Raw genomic sequence first — 24,453 nt, forward strand, 5'->3', positions numbered from 1 at the left:
ATCCCTTCCTGTCCCTTACTCGATTTTCGCTAAAAAGGCTTCTATCGTTTCCAGTAACTCTTCAGGGTATTCCCCGTTAATCGCATGCGAGGCCTCTTCAAATAAAACCATCTCGCTATTAGGGTCTTTCAAGGCATCCATCCCCGTTTGATACGACTTTTCAGCATGGTTCATCGTCGATTGTCCAGCTAAAATACCGAGCACCGGTATCGTCAGCTCAGCTAATTGTTCCGGCTGGATGGCTTCGGGCATGGGCAGCTTGCTCTTGAATGTCCGCATACCGGTTTCGATTAGTTTGGCGGTCGGATCGCTGTCATCGACTTCAGCCCCGCCGGATATATAGCTGAGCATTTTCTCCCGGATCGGCTTGGGCACCATGGGCACCGTCGCCGGAATGGAGGCCAGTATCATTTTCAATGGAATGGGGCCGAACACATAGACGGGGTCCAGCAATATGAGCGAGTGAATCTTCTCCGGATGCTTGAGCGCCAGATTCGCCGCACTCCACCCGCCGAACGACAGCCCTAATAGGTGGATCTCTGATTCCGGCAGCTGATCCAATACTTGCCCTAACCATGCTGCTTGGTCCGCAGCGGTTTCAATCCGTCTGGTTTCTGTGCTTAAACCCGGTTCTCCTATCAAATCAACGGTGTATACAGGCCGGTGTTCTAAAAAGCCGCTAAGATTGGCCTCCCACATGGGTGTAGCAGATCCCTTTCCCGGAAGCAGCAACAAAGGCGTTTTGTGCGGCGTATCGCTCCCCTGGAACTTGTAGAGCTGAACCACGCCAAAATCGGTATGAACCTTGATCGACTCAACCGGTTCTGGCAAGTGACTCATCGCCTCCTCATAAGCCGCCGCATATTCCTTCTGCCCATCCTCTGTAACAAAACCGCTTAACGACCCGTCATCTCTGAATAGAAAGCCTGCTACCGTCAGTATAGCTAGTATCGCAATGAGAATGCTACCCAAGATAATCCATCCTTTTCTTCGTTTCACTTCAATCCCCTCCTAAGGCGACTATAAGCTATGACGTAACGTTATACGCAACCCCCATGCGCTCTATAGCTGCCTGTTACCGAATCGGCTTGAAATCCCTTCCTTCTTGTGCAATAGTGAAAGGTAGAATATTGAAGGAGGGATCCGCTTGTCCCTTACGGAATGGATGGTTGATATCTTTGGCTCGCTGGACGGGCTCGTGGCCGCGCTTCTTGCCACTGCGGTATTTGCGGGCCTGTACATATACAGTGCGTCCCGGCTGCTCGGTGCACGCAAGGATTCGCTCGCTCGCATTCGTCAGACCTTGACGGTCTACGCCAGGCTGGCAGGGCTTCTCGGCACGCTGATCCATCGACCGACCCGGACGGCCGTCCCCGAGGATCTGCTGATCCGGCTTCTGCAGGAATGCAAATCCGCTGACCTGTTGACGCGTGAGCTCCACGAACAAATGGATATTTTTCTAAGCGATCGCGATGAATCCCGATTGACGACGCTTCACAAGCTGCTGGACCGCGAGATCAACAGACTCATGAAGGAGCGCGACGAGCTGGTTGGACGGCTGGAGAAGCCCGGCTGGGGGATGGGCTTGTGGCTGCTCCTAAAACCTGCCGTACCTGCCCTTTCACTGGGTGCCGCGCTCCTATGGACGGCGGTCCTTGCGGAGGAACTCAGGCAAACCTCGGCCTGGGCAAGCCCCGAGGTTTGGTGTTTATGGCTCTCCAATATCATTGCCACGATCTCTTTCTACCGTTTATTGATGGATTCGAGAAGAAAAACGCATGGCATGATTTATACCGTGCTGCATCTGCTGATTGTGGCTTCGGCCTTATTTAATCTGATCGGCGGCGAAGCCTCGCCTTACGTTCTGGCTACCCAATGCTTGCTCTATCTGGCGGGTTTCCGGGTAACGGCCACCCGTAAGCGGCGTGAGCGGCCCTATGCCGGCCATCCGGAGCTGATGGAGCAGTTCCTTCATCCTGCCGGGGATCACGATCCTCTAAGCGAAACAACAGGCGCAGGCGAGCCGGAGATCGGCAGCAGCCCGCTCCGGTCGCGATAAGATGCCTGATACATGAATACGATTAACAAACAGCCCGACCGATTCAACGGCCGGGCTGTTTGTATTATTCATATACTCTATCTCTAATAGAAAAGAACTCCCGCATGATTCCCAAAGCGCGTTCCCCTGGTCTACTTGGTCAACACCCGTGGTGTCTTACCCATGTCGACTGGACAGGCTGCACTTCAGTTATCTGGCGGAAGTTCTTTTTACGGTACCTGGTAGCTTTTGCTTAGTCATCTTGTATTCGTTCTTCGCTGTTGGCCGGATGCCCGGGACGATCCTGACGTCTTGACCGTTCCGGAGGCCGTATTCTCGAAACGCTTGCGCTCCGTTCGTTCCATCTGAACGATTTGACCCTCATGCACTACGATTTGCAGCGAACCGAATTCCATGTCGTTCAGCAGGCTTGCTATGCGCTCGAGCCACATTTCATCCACTTTTAATGGTTTAGCCATGGATACGCCTCCTCACCGGGCAAAGCCCTCATTTATTCACTCATCTTCATCAGCCGAAGACACATTCACAATGTAAACGATCATTATTCATTCTTTTCCAACCAATATAGTATGAATTAACCTTAGCATGGGGTGGAAACGACTGTCAATGGGCATTTTTTCGCGTAAACCAATTTTTAAGCAGCAGCGTAATCACGGCTAACAACAGCAATAAGGAGGCCACCGCGAACGATGCCGAAAACTGATACTCATTGTACAAAATCTCGACATGAAGGGGCAGCGTATTGGTCTCTCCGCGGATATGGCCGGATACGACGGACACGGCCCCAAACTCGCCCATGGCCCTGGCATTGCACAGAATGATGCCGTACAGCAGCCCCCATTTGATATTGGGCAGGGTGACCCGCCAGAAGATTTGCCAGCCCTTGGCGCCGAGCGTTACAGCCGCCTCCTCTTCCTTCGTCCCTTGGTCCTCCATCAGCGGGATCAACTCCTTGGCCACAAAAGGAAACGTAACGAATAACGTAGCCAGAACGATGCCGGGCACGGCAAATATGATCTTGATATCATGGCTTTCGAGCCAAGGGCCAAACCAACCCTGACGGCCGAAAATAAGCACGAAGACGAGGCCTCCGATAACCGGCGATACCGCGAACGGTAAATCCAGCAGCGTAATCAGCAGATTTTTGCCTTTAAAGCGGAACTTCGTTATGGTCCAAGCCGCGATGACGCCGAATATCGAATTCAGCGGTACCGCAATCGCCGCCACCAGTAAGGTCAACCGCAGCGCGGACAAGGCATCGGGATCGGACAAGGCCGCGATATAAACCTCCCATCCCTTCTTCAGCGCTTCGGACAGCACCGTAACGAGCGGCAGCACAATAAGCCACAGAAGCACAAGGCCAGCCAAACTAATGAAGGTCCATTTCACCCAGGTTTTCTCCGCTGCAGCCGGAGAGGGCGATGTGCCTCGTTTCCCTGCCGGGACGGCAGCGGGTACGGTTCCAGCCATATAGTTCCCCCTCCCTAGCGTGCGGTTTTCCGCGTCCAGTGTTGTAAAATATTGATTCCGAGCAGCAGCGCGAAAGAGATGAGCAGCAGAATCAAGGCAACCGCCGTAGCGCCGGCATAATCAAACTGCTCCAGCTTCGTCATGATCAACAGCGGCGCAATCTCCGTCTTCATCGGCATATTTCCCGATATGAAGACGACGGAGCCGTATTCTCCGATCCCCCGGGCAAAAGCGAGCGCAAACCCGGTCAGCAGCGGCGGAATCAGAGTCGGCAGAATGATGGTGCGGAACGTGCGCCACCGGCCTGCCCCTAGCGTGGCTGCCGCCTCTTCCGTGTCCCGCTCCGCGTCCTCCAGCACAGGCTGTACCGTCCGCACGACGAACGGTATGCCGATGAACATCAGGGCCAGCGTGATGCCCAAGGAAGAGAACGCCGCCTTGATGCCGAGCGGCTCCAGCAGCGATCCGATCCATCCATTCGCGGAATAGATCGCGGTTAATGCCACCCCCGCCACGGCCGTTGGCAGGGCGAAGGGCAGGTCGATCAGGGCATCCCACCATTTTTTGCCCGGAAAATCATACCGCACCAGCACCCAGGCCAGCAGCAGCCCCAGTATCGTATCCGCTAATGCGGCCAGCGCCGCCGTCGTCAGACTGACCCTGTAGGATGCCAGCACCCTCGGATCGGTTGCAACCGACCAGAACTTCTCCCAGGTCAATCCGGTTTGATTAAGAAGCAGCGCCGATAGCGGCACGAGCACAACCAAACTCATATAAAGGACAGTCAGTCCCATGCCGACTCCAAAACCCGGGAGCACCCTGCGATGATTTCTGCCTTGCTTCCGTACGGGGAGTACCGTCATATCCACTCATCCTTTCCTGCCTTCGGCGGTTATGCCGATCAGCTGCCTGGCACGTAAATCTGATTAAAGATGCCGCCGTCATTAAAATGCTTGGTTTGCGTCTCTTCCCATGTTCCAAACACGTCCTTGAGCGTAAACAATTCGATGGCCGGGAATTTCTCCTTGTATTTGTCGGCTACGCTGGCAAGCGTCGGACGGTAGTAGTTCTCCGCCGCAATCGTCTGCCCCTCTTCGCTGTACAGGTATTCCAGATAGGCTTCGGCCACCTCCCGGGTGCCGCGCTTGTCAACGTTCTTATCCACGACGGCAACCGGCGGTTCTGCCAAAATGCTGACGGACGGGTTCACGATTTCGAATTTATCCGGTCCCAGCTCGTTAATCGAGAGATAGGCTTCATTCTCCCAAGCCAGCAGCACGTCCCCGATTCCGCGTTCCACAAAGGTGGTTGTCGCTCCCCGTGCGCCGCTGTCCAGCACCGGCACATGGGTGAACAGCTCTTTCACGAATTCCTGTGCTTTCGCTTCGTCGTTGTTGTTAACCTTGAGTGCATAACCCCATGCCGCCAGGTAGTTCCACCGTGCACCGCCGGAGGTCTGCGGGTTCGGCGTGATGACCTCCACGCCCTCCTTAATCAGATCCGGCCAATCCTGGATGCCTTTCGGGTTTCCTTTGCGGACGAGGAAAACGATGGTCGAGGTGTAAGGCGCGCTGTTATGCTCAAACTTGCTCTCCCAGCCTTCATTGATCAATCCGGCCTGACGGATCGCATCGATATCGTATCCGAGGGCCAGTGTCACCACATCCGCCTCCAAACCGTCGATAACCGAACGGCTTTGCTTGCCCGAACCTCCGTGCGATTGCTTAAACGTCACCTTCTGGCCTTGTTCCTTCTCCCAATGCGCCGCGAATGCCTTGTTGTACTGATCGTATAACTCCCGGGTCGGATCGTAAGAAACATTAAGCAGTTCCACGCTCGGCTTGCTTGAACCCGAAGCAGGCGTTGCTTCGCCGGCGGTTGCGGCCGTTTCTGTTTTCTGTGAGCCGCAAGCCGTCAGCGCCGCCGTCAGCATGACTGTTAATCCGATGAGAACCCCTTGCTTCAACACCTTTTTCATATGGATCACTCCCCCTATTCTTCTCTACTAAACAGGCCCCATGGCAAAAAAAGACGGAGGAAGGCTCATCGGAACAGAGTCAAGCCGGTTTGCAACCGTGCCTGCCCTTGTTCTTCGAGCGTTCCTCCGTCGATACGGTGAGAACAATATATTATAATTCCTACCTGTTTAGTATGTTATGTTGCTATTGTAATAAGTCCCCCTTCTGCTGTCAAACCTTTTTTTCAAAAAATTTCAAGTTTAGGACCATTCGGACCATAGAACCATTTTTGGTACAACAAACGCGGTCACGGCGCGGATTTCCATTTACTGATGGTTGTATGAACCCGTTTCCAACCTTATAATTCTACCCCAAAGGAGTTGATCACGATAAGAAAGCCAATACGGAAAATCATATCTGCTTTTTTCCTTAGTGTTCTTCTGATCCTGCCGACATTCGCCCAAACGACGGAGGCCGCTCCGCTGTTAAAGCCCGGCAGTGAAAACGGGGATGTCTGGGACCTTCAATATCGCCTGAAAACGCTGGACTTCTACACGCAGCCGCTGGATGGCAAATATGGCGCAAACACGAAAGCAGCCGTTAGCCGTTTTCAAAAAGAATACGGCGTGCCAGCCGATGGAATTACCGGTGCGCAAACCTGGAGACAGCTGAAAAAATATACGTTGAATCAATCCGAAATGGACGTCATGGCCAAAGTCATTTACAGCGAAGCCCGCGGTGAGCCGTACAAAGGGCAGGTTGCGGTCGGGGCCGTTGTCATGAACCGCATTCAATCCAGCGAATTTCCGAATGACATTCGGGGCGTCGTCTTTCAAAAAGGGGCTTTTACGGCCGTGGATGACGGACAATACTGGCTGACGCCGAACCGTTCCGCCTATCTTGCCGCATTGGATGCCGTTCGCGGCTGGGATCCGACTTACGAATCCCTGTATTATTTCAATCCTAAAACCGCGACCAGCGACTGGATCTGGTCCAGGCCGCAAGTGCTGCAGATCGGCAATCATATTTTTGCTCATTAAGGATTCATTCAGTTAATCTTTCATTAGCTGAAACACACGAAGACAGAATTTTCGACGCCTTGTTCCTTGTCCGTCGCTGCGGGCAAGGAGAGACGCATAAAAGAAGCAGCTTGATTCCCTTCCCGGGTCTTCAAGCTGCTTCTTCTTTCATATAAGTTAACGTTTGTTTGCTTTGGCCTTCTCCACGGGACAAATGCACACCGGGCGCGTGACTTCCAACGTATAGCCCGTAGAGACCAGATTCCCCGTATCCGGGTCGATCCGGAAGCTTGCGATCAATCCGTTATCCTGATTCGCCGTAAGCAGGAAGCCATCCGGCAGTATATTGAAGTGGCGCGGCGTTTTGCCGCCGGAAGACACCCAGTTGACGGCACGGAGCGTACCGGCTTCCTGGTCGATTACATATTGGACGATGCTGTCATGGCCCCGATTTGAGGCATACAGGTAACGGCCGCAAGGAGATACCAGCAGATGGGCCGATGTATTGCTATCCATCACGACGTCCTCCGGCAAGGTCGAGATATGCTGCAATATTTTCAGATCCCCGAACGTTGCGTCGTTCGCGTATGCCGTTACCGTGCTGTTCAGCTCGTTCGTGCCGTATACCCACTTGCCAGACGGATGAAATGCCACATGCCTCGGGCCGGATCCTGGCGGCAGGCTGATCTCGCGGTGGGTCACCAGCTTTCCGTCTTCCAGCCGGTACACAATCACGTCATCCATCCCCAGGTCACTGACCAGGATATACTTGTTGACCGGGTCTTGGAATATCGAATGGGGATGCGCCTCAGATTGACGGTCATCGCGAAGGCCGCGTCCGCTGTGCTTGATCTTGGAGGCCAGCTCGCCGACCCGTCCGTCCTGCTCCAATGCCAGCACCGAAATTTGTCCATCGCCGTACCCTGTCGTAAGCAGATGCTTCCCGTCCGTTGTGCGGGATACATGACACGCGCCGGACGAGCAGGTAGACTGAACATTCAGCAGCGTCAATTCGCCGGTGACCAGATTGGCCGAATAAGCCGACACGTCGCTTTCGCCCTTCTCGCTCGCTGCATACAATACGGAAATCGAGTCATCGAAATCCAGATAGGTCGGGTTCTCGATGCCTGCCGTACCGCCTAACAGGCGCAGCTCCCCGGTAGCCCGATCCATCGCCCCCCAATGAATGCGATTCTCTTCTTCCGAACCATAGGTTCCTATGTAAAATATCAGTTCCTGTCCTGCTGTCATGTGATCCACTCCTTTGTCTGATGAATGATCCGGTGGCCCGGCCTGATTCTTACTATGTATTACCCATCGGAGCCCCATGCCTACCGCCTTTTTTTAAGTCGTTCCGGCAAGCCGTCACCGCGCTGTCTCTACCAATTACTGCACATAAAGAAATGTATTGCTACCATTGGTTTTATCATGTACGATTACCACAATTACCTCTCTATTCTATCATTCGTTGAAGGAGATGACAGCACATTGAAGAAAAAAATCAGCCTACTGGCTATCGCTTTCCTGTTCTTGTTCGCAAGCGCGGCCCAAGCCGCTCCGGCAAAGGATCAAGGGAAAATCAGGGTCTATCTCGATAACCGGGAAATTCAATTTGCGGCGGCGCCGATCATGAAGAACGGAGTCACTTTCGTTCAATTCCGCCCTTTGTTCCAAGCCCTGGATTATAAGGTCCATTGGAACGGCGCGAACAAGCAGGTGACGGGTACATATCTCGATCAGAAGCTGCAGATGACGATCGGGCAGAAGACCGCCTATGTCAATGGCGCAAAAACCACGCTGCAGATCGCTCCTTTCACTCAAGGCGGCAATACGCTGGTTCCCCTTCGTTTTGTGGCTGAAGCCACCGGACTCCCGGTAAAGTGGGATTCCAAGGCGCGTACCGTCAAGATTGACCGCGAGGGTGCGAACGCCAAAGCCGAAGACGAGGTGAAGAAGCTTTACCATATCATTGAAGAGGCTGGAAGCGCCAAGAAACTGGACGAAGTTATGAGCGTATTCCATCCCGAATCTCCCGTTCTTGCGGAGGTTAAGCAAAACTATCAGGATCAATTCAAGAACGACAAACATGTATCCGCGGACGTATGGGATGTAGCGGTAGCCGGAACGTCGATCCACGCCTACACCAGTGTGAGCCTAGACCGCATCGGCGGGCCGTTTGCATGGGATGTTACGCTCCATTACGAGAATCTCCTGAAGAAGGATGCGTCGGGCGCATGGAAAATCTATGATTTGAACCTGTACGAGACAGAATATTTCCTCGGAGACAAACTGCTTGAAGCTCGTCCCGTAGTGCCGGAAGCGGAGCAGAAAGCCATCGTGGAGTCTATCGACATTCAGTACAAGGGCTTCAATGAGGAGAATGGCCCGCTGCTCATGTCCGTCATTCACCCGGACTCGGTCTTCCACGAGATGTTCCAAACCAGCATTGAGGAAGGCATCTTCGATGAGGTGAATTTCAACCTCAAATCGGAGGAGCTCCGGACGGTCTTCTTCCAAGGAGAAGACGCCGTCGTTTATGCCGAAGAAAGCGATGATGCGGACGGCGAAACGATCTATTCGACGTCGCTCTATTGGCTCAAGAGAACCGAAGGCAAATGGCTGATCTATGACGTGCTGGAGCTTGAATAGATTGTGGATATCATGAAAAGCTTACGTAATAACCGTGAATTCCCAGCAAGGGAAATTCGCGGTTTCTTTTTTTGCATCTTCTTTAATGAAATCCTCCTCCGTCTAGGTCTACTTCGCCCCAGGTGACATATATCATAATAGTAATCCATAAAGGAGGGGTTTTATGGGGATTAAATTAATCAAAATCGCTGCTGTTTACTTCGTGCTCGGGGTGCTGCTCGGCATGTACATGTCGATCACCCACAGCTACGATTACGCCTCGGTTCACGCACACGTCAATCTTCTGGGCTGGGCGTCCCTGGCTCTTGCAGGCGTTATTTATGTTCTGTTCCCGGCTGCCGGGGAGTCCACTGCCGGCAAAGTGCATTTCTGGCTGCACAATATCGGTCTGCCCGTCATGATGATCGGTCTTGCCCTGCTGATGAGCGGCATCGAATCGGTAGAGCCGGTCATTGCCGTGGGAGGCGTTCTGGTAACGCTGGGCGTTCTCGCTTTCCTCTATAATGTGTTCACCCATGTGAAGAGCTCGCAGAGTAGAAGGAAACGCTGACTTTTTTCCTTGAAAAATCGCCTATTGAGGGCGATTCTTTTTCATGTTTCAAACTGCTCCTTAAGGGAAAGATGGGTCACAGTTACCGACTATTGGGTAAAAGTAGATACCTTTCTCTTTGAAGGAGGCAACATAGACATGGAAACGAACACGGCAATTCAAGTCCAATTCCACTGCCGCCAGTGTCAAACGGAAATCGGGGTTACGTTCACATCCGAACAGTTCACCACGGTTCACTGCCCGGAGTGCGATTACAGCTATTCACTCATGCGACCGACCATCGGGGAAGAGATATTGCTTGATTGGGAGAAAGAAGCCGTATTCCAAAAAGTCCGCGCAGACCAAACCGAGCATGACAAAATGGAGCTGATGCTCCTCGTCATTAAGGTTGTCGAGCTGCTGACCTGGCGGGATGAAGGCAACGGCCATATCCGTGCCATCGAAACGCTTCGCCAATGGCTGATCCTCAACGGCGTGCCCAAAGCTCTGATCGAGCTGCTGGATGCTAAAGGACCGGCAGGAAGCTCCCCTACCGAGCGCAGGGAATAGCGGCATCGACCCATGATCCAGGATTTAAATAAATGAGAAAAAAGGAACCGTCCTCCGGCCTTCATGGTCGGGGGCGGTTCCTTTTTCCACCGGGATCGGCATTTATGCCATCCGCAATCCGTACTCTTGGTGGTGCAGAAGATCGAGAGATGACACGGAACCCAGCGATCTGAGAATATGGTACTTAAAACTTATGGGTAAAGTAACCTTGGCATTCGGCGCATTGGTCATTCTGATGAGCTTTCAGCATCTCTAATCTCATCGAATCGGCACCTCGAATGCCTGCTCCATAACGCCAGGGTAGCTGCTTAACGTAAACGTGAGCGGCTGCGGGTAATCCCCGGGTTTAAGGTGGATATACTGCGTGATGAGGCTTTTCCCGGTATCCGAAGAGGATCGGGACGAGGAACTGAGTCCACCTGCGTCCTCGTTAATTGTATGCTTGTTCCCTTCCCCGTCCACGAACTCCGGCTCAATCGATACGCTGCCCATATGCCGGTCAGCCCGCTCCTCGTATTCCAATGTCAGCGTATGCCCCGTGTACGCTCCGAACCGAAGATCGCCGTCCGGTGCACGAAGAATCTCCTTCTTATCCGTATCGACTACAAGTTTCATCTCGGAGGGGTCCACCGCTTGGAATCCGCTCGCTTTCAGCGTGATTGATTCCGGATTCTCCAATATATTGCTGTCGAAGAAGTATGTCATGTCCCCTCCTCCCGCACCAGGCAAAAATGCGGAATCGCTGTTCAATCGGATCTGCTCGCCGTTCACCGCGGTTTCCAAATACACGTCCCATAAACCGGATACCTTCATCGTATTGGTCGAAGGGATGTTCGCTTTCAAGACGATGCCGGCAGGGGATAACACGGCTTCCTTCAAATAGAACCTTTGACTCTCAATCTGCAGCATTTTGTTGAGCGGAATCGTGCGGGTAAACTTTTGGACGGTCTCCATATCAACGGATACGTCGATATCGAGAACCTGCTCGCCCTCTGCCGAGGATTGATGCACCGTATTCGTTGTATAAGGGGCGATGCTAAAAGATAACGTCATTTCTTCGGGCACGAATTGGTTCTCGCCCATATGAATATCCGATCGGGAACGGAATGTTTGGCCGGGCTTAATCTGGGTTCCACCCGACGACCCGATGCTATATGGCAGCGACTGGCTGGAGCCCTTACGCTTCATCTCGACCCGCTTTAGGTCCGCATGATACTCCGCATCGTTTTGGATCGTATAAAACACCTCCATCTGCTGGGAGCCGACAAGTATCCCGTTCAGCGTTATCGTATAATCCCCCCGGGTCACCGATTGATTCACCGGCTGGATCATGCCGTGTTGGTTAGCCGTATTCAGCGTAATATCTTCTCCGAGATCAAACCCGGTCAATGGCGGGTACGGCCCTTGCGCCGCCATTTGCTCCTTCGGCTCCACGATGCCTCCATCTCCGCCCCATACCACGAACAGCAGTGCGGCAGCTACAGTGGCGATCACGGAAGAAAAGGCAGCCATTCGCTTCCGGCTCCGCTGCATGCCCCGTCCTCTCCGCATTCCGCTTCGAACAGCCGCTTCCAATGCTTCATCGGACACAACCGCCGTGTAGATCTCCGCATCCCTATTCATCTCGTTCAGCATCCGCTCTTCCTTCTCATACATGGAATACGGCACCTCCTGGCTCGATTTTTTGCCGAAGCAGCTTTAATCCTTGATGCAGCCGGGTTTTGACCGTTCCCTCCGGTACATCGAGAATATGCGCGATATCGCTGATCGTCATGTCCTGGTAATATTTCAAGATCAGCACATGGCGATATTTGGGCTTCATGCGGCTCAGCGCGCGCTCCAGATCCAGCTTGCTGTCGCTGACCATCTCCGCAGCCGTCTCCCGGCTGCGCACTTCTTCTACGGGAAGCATGCGCTTTTTCCGTTTCTGTTCATCCACGCAGCAGTTAATCAATATCCGAATGAGCCAAGGGACGAACGCCTCCGGATGCTTCAGCTTCCGGCATTTCATCCACGCCCGGCATACCGTCTCCTGCAATGCCTCCAAAGCGTCGCTCTCGTTATGCAGATAACTGTACGCAATTCCGTATAGGCGCCTCCGATACTCGGTGACGAGTGCATAGAACGCTTCCTCGTCTCCCCTGCATGCCGCAGCCGCCAGCTCTTTAGTTTCCAACATCCGATATACCTTCCCCTCGTTCGACCTGCCTCGCTGTTTACTTCACTCTATATAAAGACTGCTAAGCCAATCAAACGGTTTTTTTATTTTTATGCACAAAAAAAGCCCGCCCGGGCAAGGCAGACTTGTATGTCAGTCCCAATTAACTTCGTCTTCTGCGTCCTTTAAAGAAATAATGGTATCCCAGATAACCGATGCCGCATAACAGCAGCATCAGAGCGGAGATCCAGATGACAGGAAGCAGGTATGGCGTGTGCTGGCTGGCTACGTATAACAGAACTGCGGAGAAGGCATACATGACCATCAGAAGTACGATGCGTTTGAACATATCCATATCGTCCGCCCCTCATCCTTCATCTAAACAACCTACATTTTTTTCCGTATATCTATCTTTATGGTAACGCAAACCGACGAAAATTGCACTCAAAATTTGGTAAATATATAAAAATTTTAGTGGTTCAAAGGCTCTATTCATGAAAATGTTAAAATCAGGCTTGCTAAAACTAATATCATTAGTTATTATACTAATAACATTAGTTTTAAGCGAAAGGGGTTCGGCTTTATGTTAAAAACGACGATTGAACAGGTGACTCAAATTTCTTTTCTTCCTCGCCTTTTTCCGATCAATGTTTACCTAGTAGAAGAAAGCGATGGGGTTACCCTCATCGATGCGGGGATGTCATTTTCCCAAAAGGGAATCCTGCAGGCTGCGGCCGATATCGGAAAACCCATTAAACGGATCGTGTTGACCCATGCCCACGGCGACCATGTCGGTGCGCTCGACGGATTAAAGAAGGAGCTTCCGAATGCCTCGGTCTGCATCTCGCGGCGCGATGCGCTGCTGTTGAAAGGAAATGCCGAGCTTCAGCCCGGAGAGCCGCAAACGCCGATACGCGGGGATATCCCGAAGAACATTAGCACCGTTCCGGACGTTCTTCTGGAGGACGGGGACTCCATTGGTTCCCTCAAAGCCATCGCGACTCCAGGCCACACGCCGGGGCATATGGCGTTTCTCGATGAGCGCAGCGGCATCCTGATCGCCGGCGATGCTTGGCAGACGCGTGGCGGATTGGCCGTATCGGGCGTCATGAAACCATGGTTTCCGTTCCCTGCCATGGCCACCTGGAGCAAGGAGCAGGCCTTGGAAAGCGCCGGAGTGCTTACCGCGCTCAAGCCCGCCGTTCTGGCTGTCGGCCATGGACGGATGCTGAGAAATCCGGCGGGTGCCATGCAGCAGGCCGTTGCGGAAGCCGAATCATCGTTCAGGAGGAATGCACGATGAGTCCAAGACCCGGCATCGATCGGCTTCAACTGCTTCAAACCGCTGCCGAATTAGCGGATCGGGAGGGACTTCACGCGGTGACCCTGGCTGCGCTTGCAGCCAAGCTGGGCGTTCGCTCCCCTTCCCTGTATAACCACGTAGACGGGCTTTCCGGTCTGCATGCAGCCCTGATGCGGCATGGTCTCCAGACGCTCCATGACCAACTGCTGAAGGCTGTCGCCGGCCGGTCGGGCGAAGATGCCCTGCGCCTTGTATGCCTTACTTATGTCAACTTTGCTCGAACACACCCCGGATTGTACGAAGCCGCATTGCAGCCTGTCCGTCCCGAAGAACAGGAGACGCAGCGAGTAGGGAATCAGATTGTCGAGCTGCTGCTTCAAATCCTGGCCCCTTACCAGCTCAGCGAGGCGGAAGCGTTGCATGCCGTACGGACCCTTCGCAGTCTATGCCACGGTTTCTCTTCCCTGGAACGCGCGGGCCAATTCGCCATGGATCTGAGTGTTGACGACAGCCTGGATTTCATGATCCGGAGTTTCGTCACCGGGCTACATCTTCAAGACGGACGGCGCTAGAAGGGCCGTACCTCCTGCGCCTGCCTGATTTTGCCTGGCATCAGAATGTGCTATAATCATAAGGCAGCACATTGTGATGTCATTTTATTTATGGAAAGAGGTCTGAATTGTGGTTAATTTCGATTCCCCAATTCTTCAGATAGGCTCTACGATCGCGATGCTGGTTATGGCGCTGGCCGTTATTTTCATTCGAATGAAGGCGAGCAACCGCCCCGTAACCGTCAAGAAGATTATCATCCCTCCCGTAGCGATGAGCACCGGATTCCTGATGTTCGTTGAGCCGCAGGTACGCATCCCTTTATGGTGGGCGGGAATCGCCTTTTTGGTAGGCTGGTTCATCTTCTCGTACCCACTGATCCGCAGCACCAAATTCGAGAAGGTCGACGGCCAGATCTTCATGCAGAGATCGAAAAGCTTCGTGTACATTCTGCTTGGCCTGCTGGCTGTCAGGCTCCTGCTCCATGGATATATTGAACAGCATATTTCCATCCCGCAGACCGCGGCGCTGTTCTTCATGCTGGCTTACGGCATGATTGTCCATTGGCGCATTTCGATGTACCGCCAGTATCAGCAGTTCATGACGCCGGAGGCGGCGATATAAGCGGTCACGTTCCATCGTAACCAGTCATGAAACTTAGTTAAACGCAAAAAGAAGAGTGCCGAAAATCACGCCATCCGGGAGGCAATTGCCCTTCCAGCCGCAAAGCTCCCTCCGAGGAGACTTGCGAAGTCGTGAAATCGACACTCTTTTATTTTTTGTATGTCAAAGGATCAGCTTTGTTCTTCGCTTACCTTCACCAGCTGTTTCCCGAGATTTTCTCCGGAGAACAGCCCCAGAAACGCCTCAATCGTCTTGTCGAAGCCGTCGACGATATTCTCGGTGTACTGAATCTTGCCATCCCTTAGCCATTCGGCCAGCTCCTGCAGCGCCTCATTGTACCTGCTGGCGTAATCGCCGACCAGAAAGCCCTTCATCAGAGCCGTATTGGTCAGCAGCAGGCTCTGGATTCTTGGGCCCGTATCCGGCTTCTCCAGGTTATAGAGCGCGATTTGGCCGCAAATCGGGATCCGCGCATTTTTGTTGATCAGGCGCAGAACCGCATCCGACACCTCGCCGCCGACATTGTCAAAATAGACGTCAACCCCGCCCGGACAAGCTTCCGCCAAAGCCGAAGCCACATCTTCGGTCCGGTAATTGATCGCAACGTCAAAGCCGAGCTTCCCGGTCAGGTATCCGGTCTTTTCGTCAGAACCGGCAATACCGACCACCCGGGCTCCCTTGATCTTGGCAATCTGCCCGACAATCATGCCAACGGCGCCAGCGGCGCCCGATACAACCACCGTCTCCCCTTCCTTCGGCTGACCGATATCCAGGAGTCCGAAATAAGCCGTCAAACCGGTCATCCCCAACACGCCCAGCGCGGTCGAGACGGGTGCCAGATCCGGGTTGACCTTGCGCAGCGTCCCGGTGCGTACGGCGGCAAAGCGCTGCCAGCCCCAGGTGCCTGCAACAAAATCGCCCTCCCGATAGGTCGGATCCGTCGATTCCATGACCTGCCCTACTGCGCCTCCGGCGATAACCTGCCCTACCTCATATGGCTTGGCATAACTCTTGGCATCGCTCATTCTGCCCCTCATATACGGGTCTACCGATAAATACACGGTCCGTACAAGGACTTCTCCGGCTTGAGGTACGGGCAAAGGCTGCTCCTCAAACGTAAAATCCGACTCCTCCGGCATGCCTTGCGGCCGCTTGGCTAGTAAAATTCGTTCATTCACGGACATCTGAGTACCCTCCTTTTAGTAAAGCCGTCATCTTATCTTTACCCATTTTGTCCGTTTACCAATTTCCTAGCCTTTGCCGAAGCCCGTCCTTCATCCCCTACCTGCTCTTTACGAGCAAATTAACGGCATCCTGCACAAGCTTCTCCGTATCCTCGCCGTTCGCTTCGGCCTTGCGCACGCAGTCCACCAGATTGGAGCTTACGACAACGCCAATGGTCCGGTCGATTGCCGTACGCGAAGCGGATAATTGCGTGATGACCTCCCTGCAGTCCTTGTTTTCCTCCATCATCTTCAAAATGCCGCGAAGCTGTCCTTCAATCCGCTTGATCCGGTTTTTCATCTGATCGTCGTATTGCATATATGTTGTCCTCCTCATTGCGTATCTGCTTGTCAGGCTTGCCCTTATCCCTTTATTATACAACAAACGCCGGCTCTTTCCTCTTGACTGCCCCTCCCGGCAAGATCTCGCTAAAGAACCTGGTCGTTCCGGCTTCGATGCAGCACGGAGATCTGCCGCTTGTACTTAGGGCTTGAATACGCTCAGAACGCGTGGTATATTTTTAATCAGCTAATGAATTCATAAGCAACCCGATTCAAACCTCATAATTTAAAGGCAATGTTATCTTACAAAGGTACAACCTCGGCTATTCATAGTCCTGGCTGTGCCTTTTTTTATTTTACTATTTAAGGAGGAATTATCGATGTTTCTGGAAGCCATCTATCACCGCCCGCGCAAAAACTGGTCCTACGCTTATAACGGCACGACCATCCATCTCAGAATCCGCACCAAAAAGGACGACCTTACCGAAGTGTATGCCCTTGCAGGCGACAAGTACCTGTGGGATCAAACGATGGAATACATTCCGATGACCAAGCTGTCCTCGGATGAGATGTTTGACTATTGGGAGTGTGAAGCAACTCCTCCATACCGCCGCTTGAAATACGGCTTCCTGCTGCAGCAGGGCGACGAGAAGCGCTGGATGACCGAATATGATTTCCTGACGGAGCCGCCGGCCAATCCGGACCGCCTGTTCGAGTACCCGTTCATCAATCCGGATGACGTTTTTCATCCGCCGGCATGGGTCAAAGACGCGATTTTCTATCAAATCTTCCCGGAACGCTTCGCGAACGGGGACACGAGCAATGACCCGGAAGGCGCCTTGCCTTGGGGCAGTGCCGAACCGACGCCGAAGAACTTCTTCGGCGGTGACCTTCAAGGGGTTATCGACCATCTCGACCATTTAAGCGAGCTCGGCGTCAATGCGATTTATTTCACGCCGCTGTTCACGGCAACGACAAACCATAAATACGATACCGAAGACTATATGGAAATCGATCCGCAGTTCGGCGACAAGGACACGCTGAAGAAACTCGTTGATCTGTGCCACGCGCGCGGAATCCGCGTTCTGCTGGATGCGGTCTTCAATCATTCCGGCAGAACGTTTGCCCCGTTCGTCGACGTGCAGAAGAACGGTTTGAACTCCAAATACAAGGATTGGTTCTACGTTCGCTCCCTGCCGCTGGAAGTGGTGGATGGCATTCCGACCTACGATACGTTTGCGTTCGAGCCGCTGATGCCGAAGCTGAATACGGAGAATCCGGAAGTCCGGGCTTATCTGCTCAAGGCTGCGGAGTACTGGATCAAGGAAACGGGCATCGACGGCTGGCGCCTGGATGTAGCCAACGAGGTGGGACACAGCTTCTGGCGCGAATTCCGCCAAGTCGTAAAAAAAGCCAACCCGGATGCTTACATCCTTGGCGAAGTGTGGCATGAATCCTCCATCTGGCTGGAAGGCGACCAGTTCGACGCCGTCATGAACTACCCGTTCACGAATGCCGTACTGGATTTCTTCATCAACCGTACCGCCGATGCCGAGAAGTTCTCGTTCATGCTCGGCAAGCAGCTTGCCGGCTATCCAAGACAGGCCAGCGAAGTGATGTTCAACCTGCTGGACAGCCATGACACCGCAAGACTGTTAACGCAGGCGAACGGCGACAAACGCCTGATGAAGCTGGCCGCCATGTTCCAGTTCACGTACTTCGGCACGCCTTGCATCTATTACGGCGACGAAATCGGCATGGACGGCGGGCACGATCCGGGCTGCCGCAAATGCATGGAGTGGGACGAGTCGAAACACGACAAAGACCTCTTCCATTTCTACCAAACGCTCATTAAGCTCCGCAAAGAGCATTCCGCTCTCCGCACGGGAACCTTCAAATTTTTGAAGGCCGAGAAGAACGGGGGCAAAATCGCTTACCTGCGCGAGGACGACAATGAAACGATCCTCATTGCCGTCAACAACGACAAGGCGGGCAACACGATGACCCTCCCTGTGCTGGACCGCCAGTGGACGAACCTGTGGAACGGCGAAGGCCTCAGCGCGAAGCAAGGCCAGCTGACCGTGAAGCTGCCTGCTTACGGCTTTACGATCTTGAAAGCCGGGCAATAAACACGAAACTCCCTTTGAATGCCATCGAGCCCGAGTATGCGGGCCGGCAGTCGAAGGGAGTCTTTTTTATCCGAGCAAAAACTGATCCGCCAAAGTAAACAGCAGAATCGTCAGACTAATCACCTGATTCAGATTGTAGGAGGCAAGCTGCATCCGCCTGCGGCTGGAAGGCTTGATCATGCGATGCTCCACGGCCAGCAGCAGCACCGAGACGGCAATTCCCGTCAAGTAGAGCCAGCCCAAACCTTGGATAAAGTAAAGGGAAAGCAGCAGCATGACCATAATCCCGTGCAGCATTCTGGAAATGAGCAGTCCGCCTTCGAATCCAAACGCGCGGGGAATGCTCCATAAGCCGGTGCTGCGATCGAATTCGATATCCTGCGTGGCGTAGATGATATCAAATCCCGCAATCCACAGCATCACGACCGTGCCGATGATAAACGGAATGAAGGCCAACTCCCCCGTTACGGCAAACCATGCCCCGATCGGAGCCGAAGCGATCGTAAAGCCCAGGTACAGATGGCACAGCCAGGTGAAGCGCTTGGTGTACGAGTACGTGCAGATCAGCACAATCGCTGCCGGTGATAGCACCAAGCAGAGCGGATTCAGCATGCCGGCCGCGAGAATAAAGACGGCAAAGTTAACGACCACAAATACGTACACCTCGCGAGGCAGCAGAAGCTTTCTTGGCATATGGCGGTCCGCCGTTCTCGGGTTGGCCGCGTCGAACTTCAAATCGACGACGCGATTGAAGGCATTGGCCCCGTTGCGGGCGGCCACCAGCGCAATCAACGACCACAGCACGACATGCCATGACGGCACGCCGCCGGCGGCCCAGACCATGGATATGATCGCAAAGGGCAGCGAGAACAGCGTGTGGGAGAACATCACCAGTTCTCCGAACATTTTGGTCTTATGAACGACTTTATACATCATCTGCATCCGGATCCAACCTCATTCGTTTATGTTTGGGATAACCCTGCCAGCACCTTATCCAAGGCACGGAGCATCGCTTCGATCCCTTCCTCCGGGATGATCATGGCGGGCTGAAAGGCCAGCACGTTTCGGCCCACCCCATTTTTACCGATAATAAAGCCTTCATCCTTCATGCGCTCCAGAATAATATCCGTCCGTGCTGCGCTCTCCTCGTCGGTCGCACCCCGGATTTCGGCTCCGGCCATAAACCCTTTGCCTCGGACATCGGCGATAAGCTCGTATCGGCCCTGCAGCTCCCTCAAGCCCTCGATGAGCCGCCCGCCAACGCGCAGAGAACGTTCGACCAAGCCTTCCTGCTCGATGTAATCCAATACGGCAAGCGCCGTGGCGGATGATACCGGATTGCCGCCAAAGGTCGAGGCGGAGGGCCGATTCAGACTGGCGGCGATCTCATCCGTCGTGCAGAACGCGCCGATCGGCACGCCATTGCCCAAGGCCTTCGCCATGGTGAGAATATCGGGCACGATGCCGTAATGCTCGATCGCGAACATGCGTCCGGTGCGGCCGCAGCCTGTCTGGATTTCGTCGGCAATCAGGAGAATGCCGTGCTCCTCCAGCATCGCCTTCAGCTCGCGGAAATACCAATCCGGCGGCGCGATCATTCCCCCGTTGCCTTGGATCGGCTCTACGATCATGGCAGCAAAGCTGTCTCCCTTCGCAGCGAGCACGCTCGCCAAGGCATCCAGGGAGCGGCGGGCAGCGGCATCCTGGTCCATGCCGGGATCATAAGGTCGCGGAATAAACGCAGCCACGTCCTCATCCAGGAAATCGTCGGCACGCCACATCGGAATGCCGGTCACGTTCATGGTCAGGAAGGTGCGGCCATGAAGGCCGTATTCCAGCGCAAGAAAATTGCGGCGTTTCGTATGCAGACGCGCAACAAGCAGTGCGCCTTCATTCGCCTCGGAGCCGCTGTTCACAAAGAACGTTCGCTTTAGGTTGCCGGGCAAAACGCCGTTTGCCAACCTCTCCGCCAGGTCCACCATCGGCTGGGTGAGGTAAATGGTTGACGTATGCTGCAGCGTCTGCAGCTGTTCAATCGTTCTTGCGGTAATAGCTTCATTGCAGTGGCCGCAGGCGACAACCGACACCCCCGTGAAGAAGTCGATATACGCTTTGCCATCATGGCCGTAAAGTTTATGCATCTTGCCGCTGACAATCTGGGGCGGTTCGCTATAGAAATGCGCCGTGCAAGGATAGCCGTACCGCAGGCGCTTGGCAGCGACGGCTTCCGGACCGGTATGCGTATGGCCTTCATGTTTCATGGATGCTCCTCCTCTTTCGATTATTTCCGTTTTTCCATGTTCGGTGAAAAGAGACTGAGGACAACGGCGCCTCGCATCGGATCATCTTCCTGCCCCGTCTCTATGCGGATATCATGCTTCCGTCAGCTCCAGTTCCAGGGAATGGCCGAATTGGAGCGAACCGAGCGTGAACCCGGCGTATACCGGTGCCATGCTTTGATACAGCCTGCCGCATGCATCCAGGTTCAGCGAAGCTTGACGATATAACCGCACCAGGCTGCGAAGCTGCTCGGTCGTATACGTTTTTCCTTCGATGCGGAAATGATGGACGCCGGCTTCATACAGCTCCTTCAGGATCGGCATGTAGCACAGCTCCTTCGCCAGCGCCAAGTGGTTGCGCCCTGCGGCGTCCCGGTATACGGGATTCTCCCCTTTATCCGTAAGCAGCACGAGATGACGGTTATCCACGAAACGGTTGTCCTCTTCCGCTATGGGCTCGAACTCTGCGGCATTGGCGTATAAATCATGCTCCAGATACATGACGATTGGCGAGCCGTGAACGATGATCTCAAGGGGAATTTCCGGATGACGCAGCAATTTTGTCAAATCATGGAGCTGAAGCTCTAGGGACGGATTGATTCGGGATATGCCAAAATGGTCCTGATAAAACGAAGCCGCCATATGGTTGTAGATGTTCAGGCTGAAATCGGCGATCAGCGGCAGCCCGATGGTTTGAAACCTGTGCATGGCACCGATGTTGGTCGCAAGCAGGCCGTCCAGACCATAATGGTTAAACTCCTTGCCTGCGCTGAGAAACTGATGGTACTGCTCCATCTGAAGCTCATTCATCATGCGGGGCATGCCAAGGACAATCTCCGCGTCCCCTTTATCCGCCGTCAAGGCTTCGATGTCTTTGCGGCCAAACGGACGATCCGGCTGGAATACGTCCCCCGTCAGGTAAATGACGCCCGCTCCTTCTTCTAATGCCGCACGGGCCTGCTCTACCGTGTTGACATGCACCGTAATTTGCGGAATCGACGTGCCCTGCCGTTCCCGCTTCGCATGGCGAAGCGATTCCTTCACCTGGAGCACCCGTTCCTCCTTCGTCTCGCGTTCGGCGGTAGGCGTACTGAACACCTTCCCCGTACTGTAAAACTTGCCCGTTCCCTCATAGCGGCGATTAATGAAGCCCAGTCCCGGCTTGCCGAAGGCATAAGCCGTCGTGAAATCGCGCTTGCGATGTTTATGCAGCGTGTCCGCCCCCGCCTCGCGATTGTAGCCCAGCGGATCCGCAATATAACGATCGATGGCATCTCCGTACGAATTCACGACCATCAGCAAAAACTCGGTGTCCCTCATGCGTCCTTCAATCTTGAAGCTGGTGATGCCGGACTTGATCAGCTCAGGAATGCTCTCGTACATGTACATATCCTTGGCCGCGAGCGGATACTCGGTCGGATAGAGATAGCCGTCCTTCTTCACCCGGTAATCCCAGCGGCAAGGCTTCATGCAGCGCCCGCGGTTAGAGCTGTTGCCGAACAGCATCGAGCTGTACAGGCAGTTGGCCCCGTGAACCGTGCACATGTCGCCGTGCACAAAATACTCGAACTCCATCCCGCTCCTGGCCTGCAGCACCTCTGCCGTTTTCAGGTCCATTTCGCGGGAAGCCACGATGCGGGAAACGCCCAATGCTTTGAGAGCTTCGATCATTTCCAGGTTGTGCACGTTCATCATGACCGAGGAGTGAACCGGAATATTCGTGTAATTCATCTCTTGGATCAAGGGAAACACGGCCAGGTCCTGCGCGATAATGGCATCCGGGCCGATCTCGTTCAGAAAGGCGAAGTAGCGCTTCGCTTCCTCCAAGTCCTCTTCATTCATCAGGTTGTTCACTGTAATGTAGGCACGTTTCCCGCGGTCATGCGCCAATTGGACGGCCTCGCCGACCTCCTCATAACTTAAGTTGTATCCCTTGCGCATCATACGCATGTTCAGCGATGGCCCCCCGAAATATACGGCATCGCAGTTTGCGTCAATGACGGTCTTGAATATCTCGAATGTTCCGGCTGGAGCCAACAGTTCCACTTCTTTACCATTAAAATAACGAGCCACAGTCCGTTCCCCCTACTCCGAAAAATATATTTTTTTCAATTGTAACATAATTCACAAATATGATTAGTGAATTAATTCACAGCGATATTCACAGTAGGATCCCAGCTTTGAAAAGCAAATCAAGATACGAATCAATTTTATATTGACCGAATGTTCATTCAATAATAAAATAATGTTCATCAAGCGCTTCACATTATTGAAAATCGAATGGAGGTATTCTATTGGATCTGCACTATGAAGTTCATGGAAACGGTAAGCCTATCGTCCTTGTTCACAGCGGTGGAGCCGATCTGCGGGACTGGAGTTATCTTGTCCCTCTTTTAGCGGAGCATTTTTGCGTCATTGCCTTTGACGGTCGCGGAGCCGGACGCTCTCCCTCTCCCGCTCAGCCGCCGAATTTTGTTGAAGACTTGTTATCTCTTCTTGATCATCTGGATATTCCGCAAGCTGCGATTGTCGGTCATTCTATGGGCGGCCGGATTGCCACGGAGTTCGCGATCCATTATCCTGAAAGGGTATCGGAACTGATTGTCATAGCGCCCGCCCTGTCCGGCTTCCCTTATTCTGAGGAAATGCAAACCTACATGCTCGGGGTAAGCGCCGCTGCCCCTGATATCGAGAAAATGATCGAGTTGTGCATTGAGCCGCCTTCTTATGAAATTACAAGGAACCGCGCCGAGCGGGAGCTGATGGTCCAAATGCTTCGCCACCATTTCGAGCGGACGTTTACCTGGTCCACCTTTGACTCGGTTTGGCCAGAGCCGCCGGCGATGGATCGATTACAGGATATCTCGGCCAGAACGCTGTTCATCATAGGAGATCATGAACTGACCGATAACCAGCAGGTAGGAGAACAATTTCGAAGGGTTCCAGGCATTCGATTTGCCACCATCGCGGGAGCGGATCACATGGTCACGCTAACGCATCCGGAGGAGTTATCCCTTCATATCACCCCATTCGTAAAGGAATGAAGATTTATGCCACGCTCACCCATCGAGAACGAACGCATACGCCAGATGGCAAAAGAGAAGATTTTGGAAACTGCCATGGATTTGTTTATCCATCAGGGGTACCATGCCACTTCCATTAGCGATGTAGCCAAGAAAGCCGGTACATCCAAAGGGCTGCTCTATAATTATTTTTCAGGCAAGGAAGGACTTCTTGCCGCTATGGTCGAGGAGCGAATCGCAAGCGTTGCCGAAGTTATGGAGAATTCCGCTTCACTCCAAGCACCAGCGGATCAGCTGAAATATATTTTGGAGCAAGCCATCGACAACGTCTATCAGCAGCCGGAGGTATTCCGTTTTTACTTGCATCTTCAAACACAGCCCGAAGCGGATCAAGAGCTGTTTCCCTACAGCAAGCGTCTTGTGGAAGAGGCTGCACGGCAATTTGAGATTCAATGCCGCATATTCGAAAGTCTCGGAGTACCCGAGCCGCGCAAGCGCTCCTTGTACTTTTCTTCTACCCTTCAGGGCATCATGCTGATGATATCCACCTATCCCCTGCACTTCCCCATTGAAGAAGTGAAGGAGCAGATGCTGAAGGAGTTTTGCCCGTAACGCCAAAAGAGCCGAGG

The 24,453-nt window shown here is 53.4% G+C and carries 25 protein-coding genes; 11 read left to right on the forward strand and 14 right to left on the reverse strand.

The annotated features are described in order from the left end of the window. Nucleotides 1-15 precede the first annotated feature (15 nt). Nucleotides 16-999 (reverse strand): alpha/beta fold hydrolase, encoded by a 984-nt coding sequence (locus JNUCC32_RS21970; protein ID WP_192569835.1) that lies wholly within the window; start codon nt 997-999, stop codon nt 16-18. Between the two features lie 148 nt (nt 1,000-1,147). Between JNUCC32_RS21970 and JNUCC32_RS21975 the strand changes: the two genes are divergently transcribed. Further along, the gene (locus JNUCC32_RS21975; RefSeq protein ID WP_096774638.1) at nt 1,148-2,059 is read left to right on the forward strand and encodes a hypothetical protein; all 912 of its coding nucleotides are present in this window, start codon (nt 1,148-1,150) and stop codon (nt 2,057-2,059) included. 236 nt (nt 2,060-2,295) lie between these two features. Here JNUCC32_RS21975 and JNUCC32_RS21980 read toward each other — a convergent pair whose 3' ends face one another. From JNUCC32_RS21980 to JNUCC32_RS21995, 4 genes are all read right to left on the reverse strand, one after another. Further along, complete coding sequence (locus JNUCC32_RS21980) at nt 2,296-2,517, reverse strand: YezD family protein (RefSeq protein ID WP_192569836.1); 222 nt, start codon at nt 2,515-2,517, stop codon at nt 2,296-2,298. A gap of 145 nt (nt 2,518-2,662) precedes the next feature. After that, nucleotides 2,663-3,529, reverse strand: a complete 867-nt coding sequence (gene cysW, locus JNUCC32_RS21985; protein ID WP_192569837.1) for a sulfate ABC transporter permease subunit CysW — start codon at nt 3,527-3,529, stop codon at nt 2,663-2,665. 14 nt (nt 3,530-3,543) lie between these two features. Beyond that, on the reverse strand, nt 3,544-4,392 hold the full coding sequence (gene cysT, locus JNUCC32_RS21990; protein ID WP_192569838.1) for a sulfate ABC transporter permease subunit CysT: 849 nt from the start codon (nt 4,390-4,392) through the stop codon (nt 3,544-3,546). 38 nt (nt 4,393-4,430) lie between these two features. Continuing rightward, nucleotides 4,431-5,507, reverse strand: a complete 1,077-nt coding sequence (locus JNUCC32_RS21995; protein WP_036664629.1) for a sulfate ABC transporter substrate-binding protein — start codon at nt 5,505-5,507, stop codon at nt 4,431-4,433. 360 nt (nt 5,508-5,867) lie between these two features. On the opposite strand from JNUCC32_RS21995, the gene sleB reads away from it, so the two are divergent. After that, a complete protein-coding gene (gene sleB, locus JNUCC32_RS22000) occupies nt 5,868-6,527 on the forward strand; it encodes a spore cortex-lytic enzyme (protein ID WP_009595961.1) in 660 nt (219 codons plus the stop codon). A 156-nt stretch (nt 6,528-6,683) separates the two neighbouring features. Here the strand turns inward: sleB and JNUCC32_RS22005 are convergent, their stop codons facing one another. After that, nucleotides 6,684-7,757, reverse strand: coding sequence for a lactonase family protein (locus JNUCC32_RS22005; protein WP_192569839.1), 1,074 nt, complete (start codon nt 7,755-7,757; stop codon nt 6,684-6,686). Between the two features lie 237 nt (nt 7,758-7,994). Between JNUCC32_RS22005 and JNUCC32_RS22010 the strand changes: the two genes are divergently transcribed. The 3 genes from JNUCC32_RS22010 to JNUCC32_RS22020 all read left to right on the forward strand — a co-directional run bounded on the left by JNUCC32_RS22010 (nt 7,995) and on the right by JNUCC32_RS22020 (nt 10,254). Beyond that, on the forward strand, nt 7,995-9,155 hold the full coding sequence (locus tag JNUCC32_RS22010; protein ID WP_192569840.1) for a copper amine oxidase N-terminal domain-containing protein: 1,161 nt from the start codon (nt 7,995-7,997) through the stop codon (nt 9,153-9,155). A 163-nt stretch (nt 9,156-9,318) separates the two neighbouring features. Next, nucleotides 9,319-9,705 (forward strand): hypothetical protein, encoded by a 387-nt coding sequence (locus JNUCC32_RS22015; protein WP_012818828.1) that lies wholly within the window; start codon nt 9,319-9,321, stop codon nt 9,703-9,705. A gap of 138 nt (nt 9,706-9,843) precedes the next feature. Further along, complete coding sequence (locus JNUCC32_RS22020) at nt 9,844-10,254, forward strand: hypothetical protein (RefSeq protein ID WP_192569841.1); 411 nt, start codon at nt 9,844-9,846, stop codon at nt 10,252-10,254. A gap of 258 nt (nt 10,255-10,512) precedes the next feature. Here JNUCC32_RS22020 and JNUCC32_RS22025 read toward each other — a convergent pair whose 3' ends face one another. From JNUCC32_RS22025 to JNUCC32_RS22035, 3 genes are all read right to left on the reverse strand, one after another. Then, nucleotides 10,513-11,910 carry a DUF4179 domain-containing protein gene (locus JNUCC32_RS22025; RefSeq protein WP_192569842.1) on the reverse strand — a complete coding sequence of 466 codons (1,398 nt, stop codon included), beginning with the start codon at nt 11,908-11,910 and terminating at the stop codon, nt 10,513-10,515. After that, entirely contained in the window at nt 11,903-12,433 is a 531-nt protein-coding gene (locus JNUCC32_RS22030) for a sigma-70 family RNA polymerase sigma factor (RefSeq protein ID WP_192569843.1), read from the reverse strand. The genes JNUCC32_RS22025 and JNUCC32_RS22030 overlap by 8 nt, the downstream gene beginning before the upstream one ends. 142 nt (nt 12,434-12,575) lie before the next feature. Further along, the gene (locus JNUCC32_RS22035) at nt 12,576-12,767 is read right to left on the reverse strand and encodes a hypothetical protein (RefSeq protein WP_009595964.1); all 192 of its coding nucleotides are present in this window, start codon (nt 12,765-12,767) and stop codon (nt 12,576-12,578) included. A 228-nt stretch (nt 12,768-12,995) separates the two neighbouring features. Between JNUCC32_RS22035 and JNUCC32_RS22040 the strand changes: the two genes are divergently transcribed. From JNUCC32_RS22040 to JNUCC32_RS22050, 3 genes are all read left to right on the forward strand, one after another. Then, nucleotides 12,996-13,715: an MBL fold metallo-hydrolase gene (locus tag JNUCC32_RS22040; protein ID WP_192569844.1), complete on the forward strand. Its 720-nt coding sequence runs from the start codon at nt 12,996-12,998 to the stop codon at nt 13,713-13,715. After that, nucleotides 13,712-14,287: a TetR/AcrR family transcriptional regulator gene (locus JNUCC32_RS22045; RefSeq protein ID WP_192569845.1), complete on the forward strand. Its 576-nt coding sequence runs from the start codon at nt 13,712-13,714 to the stop codon at nt 14,285-14,287. The genes JNUCC32_RS22040 and JNUCC32_RS22045 overlap by 4 nt, the downstream gene beginning before the upstream one ends. A gap of 109 nt (nt 14,288-14,396) precedes the next feature. Continuing rightward, the gene (locus JNUCC32_RS22050) at nt 14,397-14,888 is read left to right on the forward strand and encodes a cytochrome c biogenesis protein CcdC (RefSeq protein ID WP_009595968.1); all 492 of its coding nucleotides are present in this window, start codon (nt 14,397-14,399) and stop codon (nt 14,886-14,888) included. Nucleotides 14,889-15,058: 170 nt separating this feature from the next. Here the strand turns inward: JNUCC32_RS22050 and JNUCC32_RS22055 are convergent, their stop codons facing one another. After that, nucleotides 15,059-16,072, reverse strand: coding sequence for an NADP-dependent oxidoreductase (locus JNUCC32_RS22055; protein WP_096774647.1), 1,014 nt, complete (start codon nt 16,070-16,072; stop codon nt 15,059-15,061). A 97-nt stretch (nt 16,073-16,169) separates the two neighbouring features. Then, nucleotides 16,170-16,430, reverse strand: a complete 261-nt coding sequence (locus JNUCC32_RS22060) for a metal-sensitive transcriptional regulator (RefSeq protein ID WP_012818820.1) — start codon at nt 16,428-16,430, stop codon at nt 16,170-16,172. Between the two features lie 343 nt (nt 16,431-16,773). Between JNUCC32_RS22060 and JNUCC32_RS22065 the strand changes: the two genes are divergently transcribed. Beyond that, complete coding sequence (locus JNUCC32_RS22065) at nt 16,774-18,522, forward strand: alpha-glycosidase (protein WP_192569846.1); 1,749 nt, start codon at nt 16,774-16,776, stop codon at nt 18,520-18,522. Between the two features lie 66 nt (nt 18,523-18,588). Here the strand turns inward: JNUCC32_RS22065 and JNUCC32_RS22070 are convergent, their stop codons facing one another. The 3 genes from JNUCC32_RS22070 to JNUCC32_RS22080 all read right to left on the reverse strand — a co-directional run bounded on the left by JNUCC32_RS22070 (nt 18,589) and on the right by JNUCC32_RS22080 (nt 22,874). After that, entirely contained in the window at nt 18,589-19,464 is an 876-nt protein-coding gene (locus JNUCC32_RS22070; RefSeq protein WP_192569847.1) for a UbiA-like polyprenyltransferase, read from the reverse strand. 20 nt (nt 19,465-19,484) lie between these two features. After that, nucleotides 19,485-20,783 carry an aspartate aminotransferase family protein gene (locus JNUCC32_RS22075; protein WP_192569848.1) on the reverse strand — a complete coding sequence of 433 codons (1,299 nt, stop codon included), beginning with the start codon at nt 20,781-20,783 and terminating at the stop codon, nt 19,485-19,487. 111 nt (nt 20,784-20,894) lie between these two features. Continuing rightward, the gene (locus JNUCC32_RS22080; RefSeq protein WP_192569849.1) at nt 20,895-22,874 is read right to left on the reverse strand and encodes a peptidase U32 family protein; all 1,980 of its coding nucleotides are present in this window, start codon (nt 22,872-22,874) and stop codon (nt 20,895-20,897) included. 221 nt (nt 22,875-23,095) lie between these two features. Here JNUCC32_RS22080 and JNUCC32_RS22085 point away from each other — a divergent pair, with 221 nt between their 5' ends. Together JNUCC32_RS22085 and JNUCC32_RS22090 are read left to right on the forward strand one after the other, a co-directional pair. Continuing rightward, complete coding sequence (locus tag JNUCC32_RS22085) at nt 23,096-23,845, forward strand: alpha/beta fold hydrolase (protein WP_192569850.1); 750 nt, start codon at nt 23,096-23,098, stop codon at nt 23,843-23,845. Nucleotides 23,846-23,851: 6 nt separating this feature from the next. Next, on the forward strand, nt 23,852-24,436 hold the full coding sequence (locus JNUCC32_RS22090; protein WP_192569851.1) for a TetR/AcrR family transcriptional regulator: 585 nt from the start codon (nt 23,852-23,854) through the stop codon (nt 24,434-24,436). Nucleotides 24,437-24,453 lie beyond the last annotated feature (17 nt).

It is taken from the genome of Paenibacillus sp. JNUCC32 (assembly GCF_014863545.1).
Classification (GTDB): Bacteria; Bacillota; Bacilli; order Paenibacillales; family Paenibacillaceae; genus Paenibacillus_AQ; species Paenibacillus_AQ lautus_A.